The organism is Alteromonas aquimaris (genome assembly GCF_026183695.1).
GTDB classification, from domain to species: domain Bacteria; phylum Pseudomonadota; class Gammaproteobacteria; order Enterobacterales; family Alteromonadaceae; genus Alteromonas; species Alteromonas aquimaris.
Genome location: NZ_JAPFRD010000005.1, coordinates 276,074 through 300,047, shown reverse-complemented (window position 1 = coordinate 300,047; position 23,974 = coordinate 276,074). Strand labels below are relative to the sequence as shown.

The 23,974-nt window shown below is 45.1% G+C and carries 19 protein-coding genes; 9 read left to right on the top strand and 10 right to left on the bottom strand.

Going from position 1 to position 23,974, the window contains the following annotated elements; all coding sequences use genetic code 11:
- Positions 1-87 precede the first annotated feature (87 nt).
- Entirely contained in the window at positions 88-738 is a 651-nt protein-coding gene (rnt, locus tag OPS25_RS04350; protein ID WP_265616431.1) for a ribonuclease T, read from the top strand.
- Between the two features lie 52 nt (positions 739-790).
- On the opposite strand, the gene OPS25_RS04345 is transcribed toward rnt, so the two are convergent.
- Positions 791-1,396: a peroxiredoxin gene (locus tag OPS25_RS04345; protein ID WP_265616430.1), complete on the bottom strand. Its 606-nt coding sequence runs from the start codon at positions 1,394-1,396 to the stop codon at positions 791-793.
- A gap of 456 nt (positions 1,397-1,852) precedes the next feature.
- Here OPS25_RS04345 and OPS25_RS04340 point away from each other — a divergent pair, with 456 nt between their 5' ends.
- Entirely contained in the window at positions 1,853-2,047 is a 195-nt protein-coding gene (locus OPS25_RS04340) for a (2Fe-2S)-binding protein (RefSeq protein ID WP_265616429.1), read from the top strand.
- A gap of 5 nt (positions 2,048-2,052) precedes the next feature.
- On the opposite strand, the gene OPS25_RS04335 is transcribed toward OPS25_RS04340, so the two are convergent.
- The 5 genes from OPS25_RS04335 to OPS25_RS04315 all read right to left on the bottom strand — a co-directional run bounded on the left by OPS25_RS04335 (position 2,053) and on the right by OPS25_RS04315 (position 10,327).
- On the bottom strand, positions 2,053-4,656 hold the full coding sequence (locus OPS25_RS04335) for a TonB-dependent receptor plug domain-containing protein (RefSeq protein ID WP_407080214.1): 2,604 nt from the start codon (positions 4,654-4,656) through the stop codon (positions 2,053-2,055).
- A gap of 494 nt (positions 4,657-5,150) precedes the next feature.
- Positions 5,151-6,218: a FecR family protein gene (locus tag OPS25_RS04330; protein WP_265616428.1), complete on the bottom strand. Its 1,068-nt coding sequence runs from the start codon at positions 6,216-6,218 to the stop codon at positions 5,151-5,153.
- A gap of 7 nt (positions 6,219-6,225) precedes the next feature.
- Positions 6,226-6,780 (bottom strand): RNA polymerase sigma factor, encoded by a 555-nt coding sequence (locus OPS25_RS04325; protein ID WP_265616427.1) that lies wholly within the window; start codon positions 6,778-6,780, stop codon positions 6,226-6,228.
- Between the two features lie 153 nt (positions 6,781-6,933).
- Positions 6,934-9,522 carry a TonB-dependent receptor plug domain-containing protein gene (locus tag OPS25_RS04320; RefSeq protein WP_265616426.1) on the bottom strand — a complete coding sequence of 863 codons (2,589 nt, stop codon included), beginning with the start codon at positions 9,520-9,522 and terminating at the stop codon, positions 6,934-6,936.
- A gap of 451 nt (positions 9,523-9,973) precedes the next feature.
- Entirely contained in the window at positions 9,974-10,327 is a 354-nt protein-coding gene (locus tag OPS25_RS04315; RefSeq protein ID WP_265616425.1) for a Grx4 family monothiol glutaredoxin, read from the bottom strand.
- Positions 10,328-10,659: 332 nt separating this feature from the next.
- On the opposite strand from OPS25_RS04315, the gene sodB reads away from it, so the two are divergent.
- The 4 genes from sodB (at position 10,660) to OPS25_RS04295 (ending at position 16,271) form a co-directional block, all read left to right on the top strand.
- Positions 10,660-11,244: a superoxide dismutase [Fe] gene (gene sodB / locus OPS25_RS04310; RefSeq protein ID WP_265616424.1), complete on the top strand. Its 585-nt coding sequence runs from the start codon at positions 10,660-10,662 to the stop codon at positions 11,242-11,244.
- Between the two features lie 199 nt (positions 11,245-11,443).
- Positions 11,444-13,366 (top strand): PrkA family serine protein kinase, encoded by a 1,923-nt coding sequence (locus OPS25_RS04305; RefSeq protein ID WP_265616423.1) that lies wholly within the window; start codon positions 11,444-11,446, stop codon positions 13,364-13,366.
- Between the two features lie 90 nt (positions 13,367-13,456).
- Positions 13,457-14,749: a YeaH/YhbH family protein gene (locus OPS25_RS04300; RefSeq protein ID WP_265616422.1), complete on the top strand. Its 1,293-nt coding sequence runs from the start codon at positions 13,457-13,459 to the stop codon at positions 14,747-14,749.
- A 1-nt stretch (position 14,750) separates the two neighbouring features.
- Positions 14,751-16,271: a SpoVR family protein gene (locus tag OPS25_RS04295; protein ID WP_265616421.1), complete on the top strand. Its 1,521-nt coding sequence runs from the start codon at positions 14,751-14,753 to the stop codon at positions 16,269-16,271.
- 33 nt (positions 16,272-16,304) lie between these two features.
- Here OPS25_RS04295 and OPS25_RS04290 read toward each other — a convergent pair whose 3' ends face one another.
- Genes OPS25_RS04290 through prmB form a run of 4 tightly spaced genes read right to left on the bottom strand, consistent with a single transcriptional unit; the run spans position 16,305 to position 20,541 of the window.
- A complete protein-coding gene (locus OPS25_RS04290) occupies positions 16,305-17,249 on the bottom strand; it encodes a hypothetical protein (RefSeq protein ID WP_265616420.1) in 945 nt (314 codons plus the stop codon).
- A 45-nt stretch (positions 17,250-17,294) separates the two neighbouring features.
- A complete protein-coding gene (locus OPS25_RS04285; protein WP_265616419.1) occupies positions 17,295-18,482 on the bottom strand; it encodes an MFS transporter in 1,188 nt (395 codons plus the stop codon).
- A 12-nt stretch (positions 18,483-18,494) separates the two neighbouring features.
- A complete protein-coding gene (gene aroC / locus OPS25_RS04280; protein ID WP_265616418.1) occupies positions 18,495-19,598 on the bottom strand; it encodes a chorismate synthase in 1,104 nt (367 codons plus the stop codon).
- Positions 19,599-19,602: 4 nt separating this feature from the next.
- Entirely contained in the window at positions 19,603-20,541 is a 939-nt protein-coding gene (prmB, locus tag OPS25_RS04275; protein ID WP_265616417.1) for a 50S ribosomal protein L3 N(5)-glutamine methyltransferase, read from the bottom strand.
- A 63-nt stretch (positions 20,542-20,604) separates the two neighbouring features.
- Between prmB and smrB the strand changes: the two genes are divergently transcribed.
- From smrB to OPS25_RS04260, 3 genes are all read left to right on the top strand, one after another.
- Positions 20,605-21,237, top strand: coding sequence for an endonuclease SmrB (smrB, locus tag OPS25_RS04270; protein ID WP_265616416.1), 633 nt, complete (start codon positions 20,605-20,607; stop codon positions 21,235-21,237).
- A 74-nt stretch (positions 21,238-21,311) separates the two neighbouring features.
- Complete coding sequence (locus tag OPS25_RS04265) at positions 21,312-22,952, top strand: acyl-CoA dehydrogenase family protein (protein ID WP_265616415.1); 1,641 nt, start codon at positions 21,312-21,314, stop codon at positions 22,950-22,952.
- 296 nt (positions 22,953-23,248) lie between these two features.
- Positions 23,249-23,818, top strand: coding sequence for a hypothetical protein (locus OPS25_RS04260; protein WP_265616414.1), 570 nt, complete (start codon positions 23,249-23,251; stop codon positions 23,816-23,818).
- Positions 23,819-23,974 lie beyond the last annotated feature (156 nt).

Sequence of the window (23,974 nt, the reverse complement as noted above, 5' to 3'; positions counted from 1 at the left end):
TAACCCCTTCTCAACTTCATATTTAAGTAAACTAAACCAGAGCATAAATTAAACCAGTTTTGCGTTTATTAAGGAGCTAGTGACTAAATGAGTGTTAAGCGCACGCCCTTGAACCAGCGTTTCAGAGGATACTTCCCGGTTGTCATTGATGTTGAGACAGCAGGATTTAACCCCAGTACAGATGCCCTGTTGGAAATTGCCGCGGTGACGTTAAAAATGGATGATACCGGCCAACTTTGTGCTGATAAAACTATTCATTTTCATGTTGACCCTTTTGAGGGGGCCAATCTTGAACCTGCGGCATTAGAGTTCAATGGTATCGATCCTTCGAACCCCCTGCGCGGTGCGGTCTCAGAAGCGGAAGCGATGAAAGGCGTGTGTAAAGAAGTGCGGAAACTACAAAAAGCGGCAGAGTGCCAACGCTCAATTATCGTTGCTCACAATGCAAGTTTCGACCAAAGTTTTGTGAATGCAGCGATAACTCGCAGTGCAATAAAACGCACGCCTTTTCATCCGTTTGTGTCATTTGATACGACATCTCTGGCGGGCCTGACATTGGGTCAAACCGTTTTAGTCAAAGCGTGTCGCGCTGCCAATATCAGTTTTGATGCGAATGAAGCGCACAGCGCATTATATGATGCAGAAAAAACGGCGGAGCTGTTTTGCTATATGGTGAATCGGTATCAAGCCCTTGGCGGCTGGCCTTTGCCTCAGGAAGAGGATGAAGAGGAAAAATAATTCAGGCTAGCAAAGCATCCTGAGCCGCTAGGCTCAGGATTAGAAAGCTAACTTATAACTTGTCAGCTTCTTCAGACAAGAACTTAGCCACACCCTCTGGGTCAGCACTCATGCCGGCTTTACCTTCCTGCCAGCCAGCTGGACATACTTCACCATGTTCTTCGTGGAAGTTAAGTGCATCCACCATGCGTAACATTTCGTCAATGTTTCGTCCTAAGGGCAAATCATTCACAACCTGATGGCGAACCATGCCATCGGCATCAATGAGGAAAGAACCACGGAATGCAACACCGGCTTCTGGGTGCTCAACATCGTATGCCTGACATATTTCATGTTTTACGTCAGCGATCATAGGGTACTTAACTTCACCGATGCCACCTTGATTGATTGGAGTTTTTCTCCACGCATTGTGAGTAAACTGAGAATCGATAGATACACCAATTACTTCACAGCCACGTTTGGTGAATTCCTCATAGCGCTTATCAAAAGCAATAAGCTCAGAAGGACATACAAAGGTGAAGTCTAAAGGATAAAAGAAAATAACCGCTTTTTTGCCTTTAATTGCTTCGCTTAACGTAAACGAATCAACAATCTCGCCATTGCCTAACACTGCTGCAGCGGTAAAATCAGGGGCTGGACGCCCTACTAGTACGCTCATAATTCACTCCATATAACTGTAGATGGTTTGTTCAGAGTTGTTCACGAAACCGACATTCACATTTTTACCGGTTTAGATTTCCGTAAATGCGATCAGTTTCGTATGCGAAACTTTTCCCAACCCCGAAAGGTTACGCATTCATTATTGGTGCAGTTTTTAAAATAACAACCATAAATTACGATTTAGCTGGCCGACCGCTCATTATTTCGTTCATCACATATCGTTGGGCACTTATAGGGCTATATATCTATCCCGCTGCTTTATCAAAAGCTATGATGGCGATATCCTCGCAAATTTTGTTTACACGTGGAGCAGCTAAACTTTTATTACAGCAAGGAATTTCTTAAAACGTACACTATTTAAACGGTTTTAGCATCACTATTGAGCTTAAATAGCGCTTGTCAAAATCGGTAATAGCAATTATTATCATTAGCAGGTAATAACTGGAATCATTTAATGTACGTTTGTATGTGCTTCGGCATCACTGATAAATCTATAGCAGCTGTGGTGAGAAATCAGGGCGTGGGTAATATTCGCGAATTAAAAGAGCACCTCGAACTAGGAAGTCAATGCGGTAAATGCATCCAAATGGCGCAAGACGTAATTGATTCTACGATCATAGATGATTCTATGTTCAAAGAAGTGGGCTGATGAGATTAGTCGAACTTATAAGATAACTGCAAATAGTAAAAGCCCCCCCCCATACCATTTGGCGCAGTGGGTGGATATAGCGCTCCCACCTCTCCCTTATACGGATTTTCGTCAGGACGCGCGTCCAGCACATTTTTTGCCCCAATAGCAGCATGAATGCGATCATTTAATTGCCATCCTAGCTCAACATCCACAGTAACAATTGGGCTTGCATAAATATCCATTCCCGCCGAAGCGTCCAGATGATCTTCATAAAAGCTGCTGTAATAATTCGTTCGCCACGTAATCGCCCAGTTTTCAAAGGTATGTAAAAACGTCAAATTCGCTCGGTGAGCTGGCAGGTTATCCTCAAGCATGCGAATACGAGCTGGAGTTAAATTGGGCTCGTATACAATACTGCCCGAGGCAAGTTCGCGAGGGTACTCGTTGACCCGTTCTACTTTTGTCTGGGTCCAGTTATAGGCAAAAATCATTTGATTACTAATTGATTCAAGATCAAATCCATAGTGAATGACTAAATCTACCCCTTGTGTATTGGTATCAAAGTCATTAGTGAAGAACTTTACACTTTGGTAGCGCTCAGCTTCCGGATACCCCTGTAAAATCAGCGTATCAATATCAGCCTGGGTGAGCGTAATGGCAGAGGTGGTGCTTATCCTGTCTTTTAATCGGATATTGAAATAATCCAGGGTAAGATAAAGTTGCTCATCAAACGTTGCAACCATGCCAATACTGGTGTTCAACGACTCCTCCGGGGTTAATGGAGTAGCACCCACCTGAAGTGAAATCGCATTGGTTGGGGGTAATGTGGCCTGATCTTCCAGCCCGTTAGCGGAATACGCTGTAGTGACGTTTATCACGTTGCTCTGCCCCACCGTCGGCGCTTTAAACCCCGTACTGGCAGAACCTCTGATGGCTAGCACGTCGTTGAGCTCAAAACGGCTACTAACCTTGCCATCAAACGTGCTTCCGAAATCTGAGAAATTTTCAATGCGCGAGGCAATACCAAGCTCCCACTTATCTGTTATGAAGACTTCCGAATCCGTATACATCGCCCAGTTATGCCGCGTCCAATGCCCCGCAGAAACGGGTTGGTAACCTGGAAACCCGTTTGACCCTATACTAAACCCCTGGGTGAAACCCGATGCAGGATTATAGGCAAAGGGTCCCGCTTGCCATGAAGCTTCATCCCCAGCGCGTTGATGATAGGATTCAGAGCGCCACTCTACGCCAAAGGCGATATTAACTGTTTCGGCCAGATTCGTTTCGATTGACCTGCTGATATCGAAGTTCAGGGTACGCTCTATCTGACTCACACCGCCTGGTCGAAATGCCGTGGGAGAATCTGGACCAAGCGATGGGTTAACGGTTTGCTCAAGTCGATAGTCGATACCCGAATAGCCCACCCCCGCACTAGCGTCCCACAGCCAGCCATTCACTTCTCCTTTCACCCCCAAAAATGTCGAGCCATCTTTGATGGTGCCGCCAAACTGCGGAGTAAATCCCCCAGGAAACCATTCGTTGAAAGCGAAACAGTTTTCGCCCAGCGCTGTGGTATTGTCAGCAATTAGCCGGTATTCAGGCTGTTCCAGCACATTAACAGCTGATAGCTCAATTTGCGGACATTCAATCCCTGTATTCAAACCGTCTAAATCAGCAATCAGCAGACTAGGTTTGTGCGTGAGGGTAGTATCCACAAAAACACCTTCGCGAGATTGTGGATGACGATAATAAAATCCGCCTTTTATTTTACGCTGGGCAGCATTACCAAACAGATAGAAATTAACTGTATCGTTTAACGTGTGCTGTGCATTGATGGCGGCCTTAAAATCATATTTCACATCTAATGCCCCCCAAGTCTGTGCTGGATTAGAGACAAATTCATTACCACTGGCATAAAGTAGCTTGGCATCAGTGCGCTGAACACTGCGAGAGGTGGGTTGCTGTTGACGGTATTCCGCGGTGATATTAATGAAACCGCCATTTTCCAGACTAAATCCCTTGTTTGCCTGAAGTTGAATCGATTCCCCATCTCCTTCGTAATACTCGCCAGTTTTCATTTTAAAAGACCCTGCCTGGGCCTCATCTTTTAATACAAAGTTAATCACGCCAGCGATGGCGTCTGATCCGTATTGCGCCGCGGCTCCATCCCTTAACACTTCCACCTGTTTCATCGCTGCGCCTGGTAGGACGGATATGTCAGGCCCCTGGGCGCCATCGGATAGACCGCCGCCAAGAAATGTAATGACGGCCGAGCGATGGCGACGCTTTCCGTTTATCAGCAGTAACGTATGATCTGAGGCCATGCCCCGAAGATTTGCGGGCCGGACTAAGCTGGTTGCATCATTTATGGGTTGGTCGTTTACATTTAATGAAGGGATCACCACGCTTAACATATTCAGCACATCGCCATTTTCTTGTGCGGCGAATCCTTTATCACTAACAATGTCCAGCGGTACAGACGAATCGGTAACGGAGCGGGGAGCATTTCGCGTTCCAACTACCGCAATTCGCTCCAGTCCGTAATTTTCATCACCTTCCTGTTCGGTTTCATCTTGTGCGGGAGCAGCTTGCCCCAGCGCGGAGGCATTCGTCGTTACACTGAGCATGCCAGATTCATCAACCGAGACCGCTAATGCCGTTCCTTTTAATAGACGTTGCAAGCCCTCCTGTAAGGTAAATTCACCGTTCAGGGCATTGGTATTTACTTTTTCAGCCAATTCAAATGGGAATAATAAAGTGGTATCAGCTTGCCTGGCAAATTCGGTCAGCGCACTATCGGCTTTTTGTTCTGATATCGAAAAATGAATTTTTGGTTGGATGTCAGCATAGGAAGTCAGAGAACTGATAGATAACAACAGACTTAACAAGGTAAAGGGCCTTCGCAAACGCGAAGCACAGCTTGTCCTCTTGTACGAGAACCTTCTACAAGCGGCTGACATTATTCGAAGGGTGGACCAATACCTGCGCAAAACAATCTGTAATTATTATATTTTTACTCATATTTACACAAACTGAGTAAGCATCACAACATATTAAGTTTTTTAGTGCGCGTAAAAATAGCGAGCTGATTAGCACTTGCGACAGATTATCCTGACGAAAATCAGCCAGCTGATCTAAGTTCGATAACTTTATCCAGTTCCTGGGTATATTCAATTTGAAAGCTATTCTTTAGTGCAAACAGCAGCCCATCAATATCACCCACCTTAAAAAATCCGGCGACACGTCGGTTTTTTACGTCTTCACTCATTAACTTGAATTGAATGGGCGTGTACCGGCCAATTTCCTGTAACACTTTGTAAAGTGGCTCACCTTTAAATACAATCATACCCTGCTGCCACGCCAGGTCCTCGTCAATATCATTTTCACTGACATTATGTTTTTCTTTAACCGCGCCCTGGACCATTGCCTTTTCACCTGAAAACATCAGTAAGCCTTCAGTTGTTACAGGTTTTTTGCTGATCAATGACTGCACTCCGCTTTGCAACTCGGTATGCTCATTCTGTTTCACCAATACCCGGCCTTCAGTCACAACCAGTTCGAACGCCTCATTTTCAACATATTGCATATTAAATGCAGTACCCACGGCAGTGACAGAGTTATGGCCTGCATTGACCGAAAACGGGCGTTGTTTATCATGTGCGACGGTAAAATGCGCCTCGCCTTTGATTAAATCGATAAGTCGTTGACTATCGGTGTAAGTTACAGCTAACACCGTGTCAGTATTGAGATGAATAATTGACCCATCTGAAAGGGTAACGTTTTTTTGCTCGCCTATGGCGGTCTCAACGGTTTGTTGCATCACAATGGTGGCTTCTGGTTGTTGCTCGAACCAAGCCCAGTCCATTATCATTCCTACACCTAGTGCCATGAGGGCAAAACCGGCGGCGATACTCCAGCGCGCCTGTTTCACTAATTTATGAAGTCGACTAACTTGCTGTGTCTGGGCCTCGCGCAGCGGGAATAAACCTGATAATTCGTTCATCACGCTCATGTCATCCCATAATTGTGCAGCCTGCATCAACATCTTCCGATGGCTTGATGATGAGGCGACCCAACGTTGCAACGCTTTCGTCTCCGCTAAAGATAGTCCACGATCGATACGACTTACCCATGCACATGCTTGTTGCTGGATTTCATCTTTACTGGAAAACTGACTGATATTGTTCATGCCATTACTACTTCGTATCTTGATTAGCTGAGACAGATAATGATGGTTCGTCTACTTCATCATTTAATGCCGCTAAATATTGACTACAATAAAGCAATCCCTTTGCGACGTGCTTTTCCACTGTACTTTCACTTAAACCGACTAACTCGGCAATTTCTTTTTGCTTCATTCCGTAGACTTTTTTTAGCAAAAACACTCGTTTTACATCTGGAGAAAGTGTATCTGTCGCTCTGCAGAAATTTATAAACCGCTCTTTACTTTCAACATCTTTTTCCAGCGTAAAGCCAACCAATTCATGCGGTAACGAGTCCATATCATCTATAGGTTGATTCTGTTTATAAGCCGCACTGGCCACATGATTTAAGGCCAAATTCTTCACCGTTCTAAGCATGTACGTTCGCGCGTAGCGAATTTCCTGTTTAAGTTCAGCTTCATAGCTCTTAATAAATGCTTCTTGTACGATATCTTCAATATCGTCCATGCTGACAATTGAACTTATCGCTCCCATTAATTTCGAACGATACTTGATATAGGTGGCGGAAAGTGGCGACTTTTTAGTCATAATTTATTCTTATATGTGTAGTTCTGTAATTACACTTTTTTCCATTCTGCCAGTATTAGGGGTTTGTTGTCACGCTCGAAAAACACGGACCCCGTATACTTTCTTGCTTGAAAAAAATAGAGGGGCAATGTGCCCCCCTAACTTTTCATGCTATTAAAAGGTGTAGATACCTCTGACGTAGTAGAAACCACCATTGATACCAATCGGTGAAGTAACAGGATATTGTGCGCCTGCCACTTCCGTATCATATAAGGTGTTTTCGTCCGGATACTCATCCAAGGCATTCTTGGCACCCACTGCCACTTCGAAGTTCTCGGCAAATGAATAAGCCACTTCTAAATCAAGCGTCACTTCAGATCCAATCTTGTCGATATCTAAGGCTGAATCTAAGTGGTCTTCGTAAATGCCACCGAAGTAATTTACGCGACCTAAGAATCTCCAGTCACCGGTTTCGTGAGTAGTAGTAAAGCTCCAGCGAACAGCTGGTAGGTTATTTTCCAACATACGAACGCGGTATTGCGAGATGTTATCAGAAAATTCATCTACTTCAGTTGATGTCCAGTTATAGGCCAGTGAGTACTTAGTTTCCCCTCCCCACATATCCATACTGTAGTTGGCTACCACATCGACACCTTCGGTAGTGGTATCAAAGTCATTGGTAAAGAAGCTTACTTCAGTAAAGCTAGAAGCATCACTAACGCCTTGCGCTAATAACTGTGCAATATCAGCTTCAGTCAACTTGATACCAGACGCTGTACTTAAGCGGTCAGTCACTTCGATATTGTAATAGTCCACTGTCATAAACAGACCATTTTCAAAATCTGCCACTAAACCGACACTCATACTGGTGGATTCTTCTGGGCTTAACTGCTCTCCCCCTTTCAACACAGAGATAGGATCAGTAGGAGGTAGGGTCGCACGGTCAATCAACTCACCGTCGGTACCAAAAGCAGTGGTAACGTTTCTTACGTTACTCTGACCCAGCGTAGGTGCTTTAAAGCCCGTTGAATATGCACCACGCAGGGCTAGACTATCCGTCATCTGCCAGCGTGCGGCTAATTTACCTTTCAGGGTATCGCCGAAATCAGAGAAGTCTTCATAACGTGCGGCAGCGGCTAACATAAATGACTCAGTCAGGTACATCTCCGCATCAACATAAAATGCGATGTTGTGACGAGAAACTTCACCCTGACTTCGTGCTGACAAGCCTGGGAAGCCGTTTGAACCAATACCAAAACCTTGACTTCCTAGTGGGCCGATCGCGTAAGAAGCAGGATCACCGGCGATGCTTTCATAGGTTTCATGACGATATTGGAAACCACCAGCCAGGTAGATGGGCTCATATAACCCTGCATCGATTGGCTTAGTTAAATCAATATCAAGCGTTTGCTCACTTTGAATATATTTACCCGGTTTAAATGACATTGGCGTATCAGGGCCAAGAGACGGGTTAATAGTATTTGAAATAGCGAAGTCGATTTCGTTTTGGCCTAAATTAACACTTACGTCGTAGCCAACTTCGTTTGCAAACTCGCCTTTGGTACCCAGCACCAATGACATATCAGTGACCACACCACCGAAACGGGGGGTGAAACCACCGGGTAAGATTTCATTAAACGCAAAACAGTTTGCCCCTACTGCCGTGTTATTATCAGCAATTAATGCATAACTGGGGCTTTGCAATACGTTATTACCAATAACCACTTCCGGACAGCTGACACCCTGGCCAACGCCATCCAGATCACCTACAAGCAATAACGCTTCACCATTTTCATTGGTGCCACCATCGAACACACCGCCACGGGTATGCGGGTTACGGAAGTAAAAACCACCTTCAACTTCACGCTCAGCGTAGTTACCAAACATATAGGCTTCGGCGTCATTGCCTAGTTCCAAACCCAGGTTTGCAAATAGCTTAATGTCATCTTTAATCTCGGGGTTACCCCAGATTTGAGCAGGATTGGCTACGAAAGTATTGCCTGCGGCAACAAGTGCAGCGGCGTCATCACGTTGAACGCTGCGTGAAGTGGGGTCTGAGGTGCGATATTCCGCTGTTAAATTAACGAAACCCGCTTCAGTTAGCGGCATACCGATATTACCAGAGACTTGATACATTCTACCGTCGCCTTCGTAGAATTCTCCCGCTCTCGCTTCGATCGTGCCACCCTCGGAATTATCTTTTAATACAAAGTTCACAACCCCGGCAATGGCGTCAGAACCGTATTGAGCAGCAGCACCATCTCGCAGTACCTCCACTTGTTTAAGGGCTGCGGCAGGAATAACTGAAATATCGGGACCTTGGGCACCGTCAGATAAGCCACCACCTAAAAAGGTGATAACCGCAGAGCGGTGACGGCGTTTGCCGTTAACCAATACCAATGTATGGTCAGAAGCCATACCACGTAAGTTGGCAGGGCGAACTAACGTGGAGGCATCGTTTATTGGCTGCTCGTTCACGTTAAAAGAAGGTACCACGGTCTGCATCATGGAAACCATGTCAGTTGAGCCTTGGTTTTTAAACTCTTCGTCAGAGATTACATCAACAGGCACCGCAGAATCGCCAACCGAACGGGGAGCGGCTCGCGTACCCACAACGGCGATTTTTTCAACATCAGCATTGTCAGGGGTGTCAGCAGTTTCTTCTTGCGCCAGAACAGGGGTAACAGCAAATGCACTGAGTGTCATTGAAGCTGCCAGCACTGCGCGGACATTTTTAGATAAAAGTGTCAGTGAAGTTTTCATATATGTTTCCTGGAATGAAAATTCCCCTTGCCCTAAACGCCAGGGAAACGAAAGTTCAGGGGTGGGAAATTTAATTATTTTCAACCTTCAACACTGGTTATAATGTAAACCAGCATTTCTTGTTATAGTCGGTAACTTTTTAAAAAACAAACGTTTTTTAAAAAATAAAATATATTTTTTCAAACCATAGAGGATTTTTAATTGCGAGCTGTCTATTACTCTTTAGGCGGGTCTAATCGACGTGTAAAAGAGTCTATTTTGGATAAAAAACCTTCACTGAATATGAAGGCGAAATGAATTATCAGCAAACCTGTTCGCTAACGAAATAGAAAAAGCCCAACCGGATAAAGAGAACCCGATGCGTCAGGCTTTTTTTATAGCAAATGCCCCAACCTGAAAATTTTAGGCTTGGCATGGGACAACGCTGGAGCAGCTATGTTAACGCGAATAGTTATTCAGCGTCGCTTTTATGTTTCTCTGCGGTCTCTTTAATGAGGGGTTGCAGCTCATTTTGCTGAAACATTTCAAGAATGATGTCACACCCTCCCACTAGCTCTCCATCTACCCATAATTGCGGAAAGGTCGGCCAGTTTGCATACTTAGGCAGTTCTGCACGAATATCGGGATTTTGTAAAATATCCACATAGGCAAAAGGTTCACCACAGGACATCAATGCCTGTGACGCCTGTGCAGAAAAACCACAGCTAGGAAGTTTAGGTGAACCTTTCATATACAACAGGATCGGATTTTCTTCGATTTGCTGTTTGATACGTTCTACAGTGGTTTGATTCTCAGTATTTTCCATCCAGTCCTCTCAATATTAGAAAAACCAATTTTACGGTTTTCGTTTTCACTCAGTGGATTTTATCATATTAGTGTAGCGTATGCCGAGCAGCTTCCCTACATACTATAACTAAGTGATCTTTCTGATCCGAAAGTGTCTATGATAATCAGGGTAAAAATAGATATTTCAATTCCCTAACATTACACATTGGTTAAAAATTTCAAATTTGTCATTGGGTTATGAAATAATGTCCCAATATAACTGAGACAACCAAGACCACTGTTGCCTTGAATTCGTGAACAGGCTTACTATTTTCAGGCAGCAGCCAATTTAATATCAACAAGGAGACTCGTATGGCTTTTGAATTACCAGCGTTACCCTATGAAAAAAATGCCTTAGAACCTCACATTTCCGCTGAGACGTTGGATTATCACTATGGTAAGCATCACGCTACTTATGTGAATAAATTAAATGGTTTGGTAGAAGGCACCGAAAACGAGAAAAAGAGCCTTGAAGAGATTATCAAATCTTCCAGTGGCGGATTATTTAATAATGCAGCACAAGTATGGAACCATACGTTTTACTGGAACTGTTTGAGCCCAAATGGTGGTGGCGAGCCGTCCGGAGCACTGGCAGACGCGATTAACGCCAAGTGGGGCTCGTTTGCAGATTTTCAGGCCGAATTTAATGATAAAGCAGTAAATAATTTTGGCTCTAGCTGGACATGGTTAGTGAAAAAGTCTGATGGTTCATTAGATATTGTCAATACCAGCAATGCCGAAACCCCAGTCAGTGACGACAGCATGACACCTGTGATGACCGTCGATTTATGGGAACACGCGTATTACATAGATTACCGGAATGCACGTCCAAAATATCTGGAAGGATTCTGGGCATTGATTAACTGGGAATTTGCCAGCAAAAACTTTAGCAGCTAAAGCTCGCTAAACCGCCTTTTTTCAGCCCGCTTCCTGGCGGGCTGTATATCTTTCATCGCTTCTTTTTTAGTTATATTTTTGTATACGATACGAGCATTTTTGCTGAAATCCTATACTTAAAATTGTTTAAAAATTCACACACTTTTGCAAATACCTACTAAGCTCAAAATACGGGGGAACCGATTTTCCAGAGGTGCGTATGGGTATTTTCGAACATTTCCAACAACGCTACGAAGAACGTAAACAAGAAGAATTTACGATACAAGAATTTTTAGACATCTGTAAAGATGATCCCATGGCCTACGCCAACGCTGCTGAACGTTTACTAAAAGCAATTGGTGAACCAGAAATGGTTGATACATCCAACGATCCAGCGCTTAGTCGTTTGTTTTCTAACAGGGTAATTGCCCGCTATCCCGCTTTTCACGAATTCTATGGCATGGAAGAAGCCATCGAGCAAATCGTGTCTTATTTACGTCACGCTGCGCAGGGCTTAGAAGAAAAGAAACAAATATTATATTTGCTCGGCCCAGTAGGTGGCGGTAAGTCGTCCCTGGCCGAACGCTTAAAGGAATTGATGCAAAAGGTTCCTATCTACATGCTAAAGGGATCTCCAGTTAATGATCATCCCTTCTGTTTATTTGATGTGAACGAAGATGGCGCTTTGTTAGAGAAAGAGTATGGCATTCCAAAGCGATATTTAAAAACGATAATGTCCCCCTGGGTGCGTAAACGTTTGCATGAACTTAATGGTGATATCAGTCAGTTTAAGGTCGTGCGCGTTTATCCTTCCGTACTAGATCAGGTTGCCATTGCCAAGACCGAGCCTGGCGACGAAAATAACCAGGATATCTCATCGTTAGTGGGTAAAGTAGATATCAGACGGCTCGAGCAGTATGCTCAAAACGATCCCGACGCTTACAGTTATTCAGGCTCGCTCTGCAAATCCAATCAGGGTTTAATGGAATTTGTAGAAATGTTCAAAGCACCGATAAAAGTGCTGCATCCGCTGTTAACTGCCACGCAGGAAGGCAATTATAATCCAACCGAGGGTTTCTCTGCCCTACCCTTTGATGGTTTGATTCTGGCCCACTCTAACGAGTCAGAATGGAAAACCTTCCGTAATAATAAGAATAACGAAGCGTTTTTAGATCGCGTTTATATTGTTAAAGTGCCCTACTGCTTACGTGTTAGTGAGGAAATTCGGATATATCGAAAATTAATTGATAGCAGTGAATTGGCCGGTGCGCCCTGTGCGCCTGATACATTGCAATGTTTAGCGCAATTTACCGTACTCTCCCGACTTAAAGAGCCTGATAACTCAAGCATTTATTCCAAAATGCGTGTCTACGACGGCGAGAGCCTGAAAGATACTGACCCCAAAGCTAAATCCTATCAAGAATATCGAGACTATGCTGGCGTTGATGAAGGAATGGAAGGTTTATCGACACGGTTTGCCTTTAAGATTCTGTCTCGCGTATTCAACTTTGACCACCAGGAAGTCGCGGCCAATCCTGTCCACCTCTTCTACGTACTGGAGCGACAAATTGAACGAGAGCAATTCCCTCAGGATACCGCAGAACGCTACAAAGAGTTCCTGAAGGGCTATTTGATTCCACGCTACGTTGAGTTTATCGGCAAAGAAATACAAACCGCCTATTTGGAATCTTACTCCGAGTATGGTCAGAATCTGTTTGATCGCTATGTGACGTATGCAGATTTCTGGATCCAGGACCAGGAATATCGTGATCCCGAGACAGGTCAACTATTTGACCGGGCGTCGCTGAATGCTGAATTGGAAAAAACAGAAAAGCCTGCCGGCATCAGCAATCCGAAAGATTTTCGCAACGAAATTGTTAACTTTGTCCTTAGGGCCAGAGCTAACAATGCGGGTAAAAACCCCGCGTGGACCAGTTATGAAAAGTTACGCACGGTTATCGAGAAAAAAATGTTCTCCAATACCGAAGATTTATTGCCAGTAATTTCCTTCAATACCAAAGGCTCAACTGAAGACAAGAAAAAACATGACGATTTCGTTCATCGCATGATGGAGAAAGGCTATACACAAAAACAAGTCAGACTACTCTGCGAATGGTATCTACGGGTGCGTAAAGCCTCGTAGAATTATGTTTGATGGACCTGGGTATCGACAGGATGGCAAATATCCCGCTCACACCCAGGTGCGGTACTCCTGTTATGTAAGTAGAGGCTTATGGCGCATTTCATCGATAGACGGTTAAATAGTAAAGGAAAGAGCACGGTAAACCGACAGCGATTTCTCCGTCGTTATAAACAACAAATTAAACGTGCGGTATCTGATGCAGTAGGAAATCGTTCCGTCACTGATTTGGAAACCGGTGAAAAAATCAGCATTCCCGCCAAAGACATCACTGAACCGGTTTTCCACACTGGGAAAGGCGGAAAGCGTTCTGTTGTACATCCAGGTAACGATCAATTTACTACAGGAGACAGAATCAACCGCCCTCCTTCAGGTGGTGGCCAAGGTGGGGGAAGTGGGGATGCCAGCAACACAGGCGAAGGGCAGGATGAATTCGTTTTTTCCATTTCGAAAGACGAATATCTGGAGCTGTTATTTGACGACCTTGCTTTACCGAACCTCAAACGCACACATTTTGATAAAGTGATCCAATATGAAACCTATCGTGCAGGCTATCAAACAGACGGTGTCCCGAGTAACCTGGATATAGTACGTTCTTTGAAAGGCTCGGTAGCCAGAAGAATTGCCTTAACAGGAAAGGATCGCGCGAAATTACGCGAGCTCGAAGAAAAACTGCAAGCGTTAAAAGATGATAAACATGAAAATACGTTGGCTATTATTGAGCTGGAAGAAGAAATAAAGCAGCTAAAAGCCAAGATTGCCCGCGTCCCTTTCATTGATACATTTGACTTACGTTTTAAAAATTATGATCGCCGCCCTGTTCCCACCAGCAAAGCAGTGATGTTTTGTTTGATGGATGTTTCCGGCTCGATGGATCAGGCAACGAAGGATATCGCCAAGCGATTTTATATCTTGTTATATTTATTTTTAACCCGAACATACGAAAATGTTGAAGTAGTCTACATTCGCCATCATACCCAAGCTAAGGAAGTGGATGAGGAAGAATTTTTCTACTCGCAGGAAACCGGCGGAACAATAGTGTCAAGCGCACTGAAATTAATGGATGAAATCATTAAGGAGAGGTATCGGGATACTGACTGGAATATTTATGCCGCGCAAGCCTCGGATGGTGACAACTGGGCAGACGACTCCCCCCACTGCTCACAGTTATTACTCAGTAGCTTACTGCCTGTAACCCGCTACTTTGCCTACATCGAAATTACCGATCGCCAACATCAAAGCTTGTGGCGGGAATACGAGAAGGTGGCGTCTGTCGCTGAAAATTTTGTATGTCGCCATATCAGGGAAGTCAGTGATATTTTCCCGGTATTCCGGGAGCTATTTAAAAAACGCACCGAACAACCAGTTGCTTCAGGAGGTTTGTAATATGCCTCGCAAAAAGAAAACAACGAAAGTACTGCCTGATGGTCCAGATTGGACATTTGACTTAATCGCCCGCTATGAAGCCGAAATTGATCGCATTGCTAAAAATTTCAAGTTAGAGACGTATCCAAATCAGATTGAAGTTATCACGGCAGAGCAGATGATGGACGCCTACGCAAGCATCGGTATGCCCATAAATTATACTCATTGGTCTTACGGAAAAAAGTTTATTCAGACCGAGCAAAATTACCGACGAGGATTCATGGGCCTGGCCTATGAAATAGTGATTAACTCTGACCCATGCATTGCCTACTTGATGGAGGAAAATACCATCACTATGCAAGCATTGGTGATGGCGCACGCATGCTATGGGCATAATTCGTTTTTTAAGGGTAACTATTTATTTGAGACCTGGACTGATGCCAGCTCAATTGTTGATTATTTGGTATTTGCTAAAAATTATATCGCCAAATGTGAAGAAAAATATGGCTATGAAGAAGTAGAAAATACGCTGGACTCGTGCCATGCCTTAATGAATTTTGGGGTAGATAGATATAAACGACCACAAAAACTCTCTTTGGAAGAGGAAAAAAGCCGGCTGAAGGAGCGCGCGCGCTATCTGCAAACTCAAGTGAATGAACTTTGGCGTACATTGCCATCCTCCAAAGCCAGTAAAGATCCAGAGAAACGAAGATTTCCGGCTGAGCCCCAGGAAAATTTATTGTATTTTATCGAGAAAAATGCGCCATTGTTAGAGAGCTGGCAACGAGAGCTGGTGCGAATTGTCCGCAAAATCTCGCAATACTTTTATCCGCAAAAACAAACCCAAGTGATGAATGAGGGCTGGGCGTGTTTTTGGCATTACCACATTTTAAATCAGCTCTATGATGAAGGGTTGGTTACAGAGCGCTTTATGATGGAGTTTTTGCACAGCCATACCAGTGTTGTAAAACAGCCAGAATACAACTCACCCTATTATTCTGGCATTAATCCCTATGCACTGGGGTTTAATATGTTTATGGACATTAAAAGAATGTGCCAAAACCCGACCCCGGAAGATAGAGACTTTTTACCTGATGTCGCTGGAAAAGACTGGTTAGAGACCGTTCATTTTGCAATGAAAAATTTCAAGGATGAAAGCTTCATCAGCCAGTTTTTGTCACCCAAGTTGATTCGCGATTTTAAACTCTTTGCGGTGGAGGATAATTCTGAAAAACCGTATGTCAGCGTGAGTGCGATACACGATGAGATGGGGTACCGTACCATCAAAGAAAAGCTGTCTGCTCAATATAATTTAAGCAATCTGGAGCCCAACATCCAGGTTTATAATGTAAATGTGAGAGGCGATCGTTCCTTGACACTCCGTTATATTCCGCAACACGACATCCCCCTGGCAGACTCAAAAGATGAGGTAATGCGACACCTTCATCGACTGTGGAAGTTTGATGTAAGGTTGGAACAAGTCAATTCAGAGGGTGAGATTGAGGTGATTGCCGAATGCAGACGACCACCTCCCGCCGCCTGATGCACCAACAATTGTGTGTTCTAACGCGCTGGCCTATTCGTTACAAACCAGTGCCAGATACCTGTCGTGTCTCCCTAAATGAAGCCGCGTAGCACCGTTCGGGCAGTGGGTTGAGATATCCAACCAAGCTTGCCAGCGTTCATTTTCGTCGCCCTCCGCTATATCGTCGCTCTCTGGCTGTCCACGCTCTTCACCATCCCCGTTATTGGGTGCCAGCGACCACGATAAAATAGTGGTTCCTTCAACTACCAACGCTTTTGCATCATGCGTCCAAGCCATGTATTGATTACTACCCGGCATAGTTGATAACACTGTAGTCTGAGCTGATGTTTGATCATACGCCATTAAAGTCCATGGCTGTGAATCGGGAGCCGGATTTTTGGTATAGCTGAACATATCGGTACCAGGAATGGGCCACAAACTGGCGCCAATATATTCGTCCACGATATGCTGGTAACCCGAACGTGTGATGCTTTGCAGCGTATGGGGTTCCCCTAAAATAAACGCTAAAACGGTATCACTCGACGTCCACACATGGTACCCCACGGGCTCTGCATCCACTATTTTTCCAGCCATCCCCTGGTCTGTAGAGTGCGCCCATAGCCATTGTTTACCCTGCTTATCGACCTTGATAACTGAGAAGCCATTTCCTAACGGCAACGGCGTAGGAGAGTACTCAGAGGTCGCGCTGGAGGTTAAATTGGTGTGCTGCCGTTTTACGATATGATATTCGAACACATCCATTTGTGTTTGCTCTCCCGCCCCCATTTCCTGCGTGAAATATAATGAATGGCCGTGAGGTAAAAAGTGGGGTTGATTAGAGTAACCGTTATTGTCAGTAATTTTTAAAGCTTGCTCTATATGAGGCAAGTTGTTCTCGTAACGCAGTGAAAACAGCCAGATATTGCTCGCCACTGGTTGAGCATGTACCAGTACACTTTGAATGAGTAGCCCTATAATTAGTAACGCCTTTTTCATTAACTCTACCTCCTTCTCACTTTTTACCCACAAGCTACTCTGCTTTTAAGCCGATTGCCATTTTTTGAACGAAAAAATGCCGAATACGAATGCACTCAGCAACGCCAGCGTCGCCGAAAAGCTGAACGATAGATAGGCGTTTGTCCCTTGCTGCCAGATTTGTCCAGCAATGTAGTTGCCCGACGCGCCGCCTAAACCAAACGCCACGCTGATATAAATCGCCTGTCCGCGGCTATGAAAGTGCGCGGGCAAGCGGTGGTGAATGAAGTGAACGGAAGCTGCATGCGTTAAACCAAAGCTAAAAGCATGCAGTAGCTGACTTACAATAACCACGGTTGCATGACTTCCCCACGCCCCAAGTGCATACCAGCGTAGCGCCGTCAATACGCCGCTAAGAACAAGTAAGCTGCTAACGCTGTACCGGTTGAGTAGTTTTTGCGCATACATAAATATCACGACTTCGGCCACCACTCCCAACGCAATCAATAACCCTGTTTGCTGGCCGCTATAGCCTAAATCTCTAAGATAGAGCGTAAAAAAACCATAATAAGTGCCAAAACTTACCTGAAGTAAGGTGGCCGATAAAATGAAAACGATAAATGCAGGGTGTTTAATAACTTTCCAAAAATCACCTGATTGTTCGTTAGTTCTTTTTGATGTAGCCGGTTGAGTTAAGAAAAACGTACTGACCATCAATGCAGTAAGCGTAAACATACTGGCATAAATAGGCACCTCAGTAGTAAAATAATCCAGCGCCTTACCCACCGCTATGGTTAGAATTATAAAGCCAATGCTACCCCACAGACGAATTGTCCCATAGTTACTCCCTGCTAGTTTGACGCTTTGCATGGTGATGACTTCAAGCTGCGGTAACACCGCCGTCCAGAACATCATCATCATGCCAAAAGAAAATGCGAGTCCCCAGAAGGTATCCTGCCAAAAGATGGTGGCAAAAGAGCACACGGTCAAAACGCACCCAAGTTGCAGCACGCGAAGAGTCTTTCCTGATTTATCCGCTATGCTGGCCCAAAGCGAAGGTCCTAAAATACGTGCCAGCGTAATGATGGCAAACAGCTCACCGATCTGTTCGGAAGAATAACCTCGACCATCCAGAAAAATACCCAAGTAGGGTACCAGCACCCCAAGTTGGCCGAAGTACAACAGGTAGGTAACACAAAGAAGCACAAGATTTAGGGGCGAAATGCGTGTTTCACCAGTAGAGGGTAAGTTCACAGTTTTTAAGTCTTACGAAGAAGTTTTATCGCAAATATCCGGGGTAATGCTGGTAACATGAGCGTTTTGTGCTCGATGCCTTAGACAGTGATCCATCAAAACTATGGCAAGCATTGCCTCAGCAATGGGAACGGCCCGAATACCGACACAGGGATCATGGCGCCCTTTAGTAACGATATCGATTTCTTCGCCCTGAAGGTTGATGGTTTTACCTGGCACTGAAATACTGGAGGTGGGTTTAAGCGCCAAATTGACTATCACGTCCTGACCGCTTGAAATACCACCGAGTACGCCCCCCGAATGATTTGACTTAAACCCACTTGGGGTCAGGGTGTCTCGATGCTCACTTCCACGTTGCTCCACCACATCAAAACCGTCGCCAATTTCGACGCCTTTCACTGCATTAATACCCATCATGGCCGATGCAATATCTGCATCTAGCCGGTCAAACACAGGTTCCCCCCACCCGGGCTTAACACCAGAAGCAATAACTGTCACTTTTGCGCCAATTGAATCTCCTGACTTTTTCAAATCACGCATATAAGCATCAAGTTGTTTCAATTTATCCGGGTCGGGGCAGAAAAACGGGTTTGATTCTTTGCTTTCGGGGTTTACATTGTCAATTTTAATGGGCCCCAACTGAGACAGATAACCTGACACTTCAACCCCAAAATGGACCTTTAAAAATTTTTTAGCAATGGCTCCTGCGGCCACTCTGATAGCTGTTTCGCGCGCAGATGAGCGACCACCACCCCGATAATCGCGGCTTCCATATTTTTGTTGATACGTATAATCAGCATGACCAGGACGAAAGCGATCGGCAATCTCAGAATAGTCCTGGCTGCGTTGGTCCATGTTTTTAATTAACAAGCCAATACTGGTGCCGGTAGTTTTACCCTCGAAAACGCCCGATAATATTTGCACTTCATCGCTTTCCCTTCTGGCAGTGGTATAGCGGGAAGTACCTGGCTTTCTGCGATCTAAATCAGGTTGCAAATCTGCCTCGCTAAGCGTCAGCCCCGGAGGACATCCATCCACCACGCCCCCAATTGCAATGCCATGACTTTCACCAAACGTGGTAACGGTAAAAAGTTTTCCGAAGCTGTTTCCCGCCATTAACTTATTGTTCCTTTTGCTGCCAGTAGGTGATGAGCGATTCTTTTGAAATGGCAAAAATGCCATGCCCGCCATGCTCGAAGTTCAGCCATTCAACGTTAAGACCAGGGAAACGCTGCTCCATATGCACTTCGCTATTGCCCACTTCGACAAATATCCAGCCATTATCGGCGAGATAGTCAGGAGCTTGCTTTAACATAGTTTCAACCAAATCTAGACCATCATCCCCAGCCGCTAATGCTAATGCCGGTTCATGTTGAAATTCATCGGGCAAATCAGCCATATCTTCCGCATCTACATAGGGCGGATTGGAAACAATTAAGTCGTATCGCTGGCCCTGAAGACTAGTGAAAAGATCTGACTGAATAGGATATACGCGGTCCGATAACTGGTGTTCCTGAATGTTTATATCTGCTACTTCCAGTGCATCGTGACTAATATCCACTGCATCAACGTGTGCAGTTTCAAATGTATGCGCCAATGCAATGGCAATACAGCCCCCCCCCGTACACATATCTAAAATGGTGTTAGGCGCGTCTACTACGAAGGGCGAAAAACGGTTTTGGATAAGCTCAGCAAAGGGTGAACGGGGAATAAGTACACGTTCATCCACGTAAAAAGGCATTCCACAAAACCACGCTTCATTGGTTATGTAAGGCAACGGCATTCTGGTCTGTACACGCTTTAAAACCAGCTCAGCGATTTTTTCCTTTTCGCTGCGTGTCAGGGCAGCGCTGATTACGGACTGCTGAGTCTGTTCCAGAAGCGAGTAAGGTAAGTGTAAAGCCTGTAACACTAAGCTTGTTGCTTCATCCCACGCGTTATCAGTGCCATGACCAAAATACAATTGCGCGTCATTAAATCGGCTACAGGCCCACCTGACCAAATCCATCACAGTACTAAGATCATTAATTGCTTCTTCTAAATAAAATTTATCGGTCATAACGACTAAGGTACATGGATAATTATAAAGCTGATATCATACCCAAAGATAAACGCTACGCCCATGCTTAATTCATCTATGAAAGAACTTCGACAACTAAAAAAGCAACTTGCTGATGAACGTCTTAAGACTAAAAAAGCAAATATCAACGTCGAGCAAAATGATGAAATATCATTTCGGGAGGTGGTGAAAGGGGTGAAACCGCTAATTCAGGACAAAATACCCCCTCCAAAAAGAATCAAAAAAAGCGCCGAGTCAAGTAAGTTACACCAGCAATCGGCCGATTTTTCCGAAATTAGTCATCGTCGGATGGCCGCCACATTCAGTTTTTCAGATATGTATCAGGCCCAACTTCCAGATGAAGGGCCAATGCGGTACTGCAAATCTGATGTATCTACATATGTATTAAAACAATTGCGACGCGGAGATTTTTCACCGGAAATGGTGCTGGATCTGCATGGCTTAACTAAAGAAGCAGCAAAGCAGGAACTGGCGGCACTTATTTACACTGCCAGAAAGGAGCTGATTGATTGTGTAAGCGTAATGCATGGAAAAGGCTCGGGTATTTTAAAGAATGCCCTGCCCCACTATCTTATCCAACATCCTCATGTAAAGGCCTTCCACCAGGCCCCGAAAGAGTATGGTGGCCAATCGGCAATTTTGGTATTAATCGATATTGACTCAGCGAAGCGCTAATTAGCCTGACATTCGAATAAACACGCAGTACAGTAGTTATTATTCAACCAGTGACGACTCGACGGACTGCAAGTATGCAACAAACCCATGACGTTTTTAATCAACCTTCAGCTTTAGAAAATTATAATGCCTATTTAGCTGACGAGGTTTTGCAATACTGGGTTAATCGATATGGCGGGAAGTGGGGCGAGCAAAAGCTCAGCTCGTTTGGCCACCACATTGGTCACGAATTGTTACAGGCTGGATTTGACGCCAACAAATATCTGCCTGAATTCCAGCCCCACGACAGGTTTGGACACCGCATAGACGACGTCAGGTATCACCCTGCTTACCACCACCTGATGGAGCACGCTATCACTCAGGGTCATTGCAGCTTGCCGTGGACGACCCCGAAATCCGGTGCACACGTCGTTCGTGGTGCAATGGCATTTTTGCATACCCATGCTGACCCGGGTTCAGGTTGCCCATTAACAATGACATTTGCCAGCATCCCCGCCATCTCAGTGCAGCCTGATATTGCTGAGGAATGGCTGCCTAAAATACTTTCCCCCCATTACGATGGTACAAATAAACCCTGGTTTAAGAAGCAAGGCGTGACCATAGGCATGGCGATGACTGAAAAACAGGGTGGTTCAGATGTGCGCGCCAACACGACCATTGCCACCCCGGTGGGCGAAACTGGAGGCGGAAAGCTATACACTTTAGTGGGCCATAAATGGTTTTGTTCTGCGCCCATGTGCGACGCGTTTTTGGTGTTGGCACAAGCAGCTTCCGGTCTCTCTTGTTTTCTCGTGCCCCGCTGGCGGGAAGATGGCAGCAAAAATCCAATGCATATTCAGCGACTTAAAAATAAAGCAGGTAATCTATCCAATGCCAGCTCTGAAATTGAATTTCTGGGTGCACAGGGCTGGATGCTGGGAGAGGAAGGCAGAGGGATCGCAACTATTATCCAAATGGTTGCCCTTACCCGTTACGACTGTATGCTCGGTTCAAGCGCGTTAATGGCACAGGCTGCCAAAGAAGCGATTTGGCATACCGGCGAGCGGAAGGTGTTTGGGAAGTTCCTACATGAGCAACCTCTTATGCTAAATGTACTGGCTGACCTGGCACTTGAAGCAGAAGCAGCCACCGCGATCTCGTTTCGCATCGCTCATGCATTGGATAATAGTGCAACCGCGGCCGAACAAGCGCTTATTCGCAGCGCCACCGCGATAGGGAAATACTGGATTTGCAAACGTGCGATCCAACACACCTACGAGGCGATGGAATGTATTGGTGGGGTTGGGTTCGTTAATGAAAATGTCACCGCCAGACTTTACCGAGAAGCGCCTGTAAATGCCATTTGGGAGGGCTCAGGCAATGTGCAGTGTCTTGATTTATTGAGGGTGCTCAACCGGGAACCCGATGCGTTTTCAGTACTTATGGCAGAATTGGAACGAGGAAAAGGACATTTTGTGCTTTTCGATAAAAAACTCGCGCAAATGAAAACGGCTTTGGCAGATACCACAACGTTGGAAATGCAAGCGCGCTGTCATATGGAATCGATAGCATTGCTTTGGCAGGCAGCCACCTTAATTCGCGATGGTGAGCACTTTATCGCCGAAGCCTTTGTTAAAGCCAGATTAGCTGAACGTGGTTTTCATCAGTACGGCACTCTCCCCCCTGATGTTGATGCGGCTGCGATTGTTAAACGATATATGCCAAAGGTGAGGTGATCGGTTAATAGAATTCGTGGCTGTGAGTAGGCCAAAGTAACTATTAATAATTGATTTAAATTTGTAGGCATAGTCAAAGTGTGTCTATATTTTTAGTAGCTGAAAATATGGCACTCACCCCGTTATCAAGTGACATAACCGGGTGTGCTTCGCACTATCATCTGGTCGATTTTCGCCCACCCTGATGCGATTAAAGCGTATTGCGTTTCTTCGCTTGAAAAAACTGCTGTTAACGCTTCGGAAAGAAGTTGAGCGGGACGCTCCGTAACTTTGTTTAAATGATGAGGGGATTCAACATGAAACACCAAGTATTAATAGTTGTTGCCACCAGTTTACTTATTCCGTTTAGCCAAGCTAAAGAATCAGCCGAAGACTCGTGCAGAAGCGCCGCTCAGTTATATGCCGATGGCGATCTTGATAACGCCTTAGAGGATGCGCGCTGGTGCGTAACACTGATGGAACAGGAGCAACAGGCCAAAACCAATACTTATTTTAAAGATGAGATTAGTGGCTATAGTGGCAGTGAGCTTGAACAACAAAATGCGATGGGCATGAATATGGTTAGTCGTGAGTATACTAAAGGCGACAAACGGATTAATGTCACCCTCAATTCAGGCAATAGTGGCGCGGCTATGCAAGCTTTTTCTGCTCTCGCACAATTTGGCATGCAAGCTGGAGCCGGGCAAAAGGTCCGCATCCAAAAACGCACTGCGATGACTAGCGTGGAAAACAATAATGCCAGTGTCAGTGTTACTTTGCGCAACGGCGGCATGTTAATGTTTGAATCAAGTTCTGCATCACTGGAAGAGGTGGTCGCGTTCGCAAAAGAATTTCCCATTGCTGAAATGGATGAGTCACAGGGATAAGCTTATGGTACATGCAGACTAGTTCGCGTTGAATTTGTCTTTTTCAATGAGAATTAGTAACCCACCGTTCCCTTGCCCGGTTAATTCATAGCTTTGCTAACCCCAAACGTATGCCGCGATAGATGAGCGCGACTACCCATTGGCAATGCACTCACA